The following is a 203-nucleotide window of genomic DNA, read 5'->3' as shown; positions in this document are numbered from 1 at the left end:
CATAAGCAGCAGCTGACCTGCTTACAGATCTGGGATCTGATCAGGGCTGCTGGATTCGACATTGGATTGTCGACCATCACAAAAAGGGTCAAAGAGAAAAGGAACAGGCACAGAGAATGCTTCATCAGTCAGGACTACGAACCAGGTGACCGGTTTGAATACGATTTTGGCGAAGTGAAGCTGATGATTAATGGTCAGAGAAA

At 46.3% G+C, this 203-nt stretch carries 1 pseudogene; it reads left to right on the top strand.

Annotated elements, in window-relative coordinates:
* Nucleotides 1–203 (top strand): annotated as a pseudogene (locus tag Afil_RS11045) (IS21 family transposase); the annotation flags it as partial.

It is taken from the genome of Allobaculum fili, from assembly GCF_020969955.1.
In the GTDB taxonomy this organism is placed as follows: domain Bacteria; phylum Bacillota_I; class Bacilli_A; order Erysipelotrichales; family Erysipelotrichaceae; genus Allobaculum; species Allobaculum fili.
Note: the sequence above shows the minus strand (reverse complement) of the source record. Positions and strands in the feature narration are given on the sequence as shown.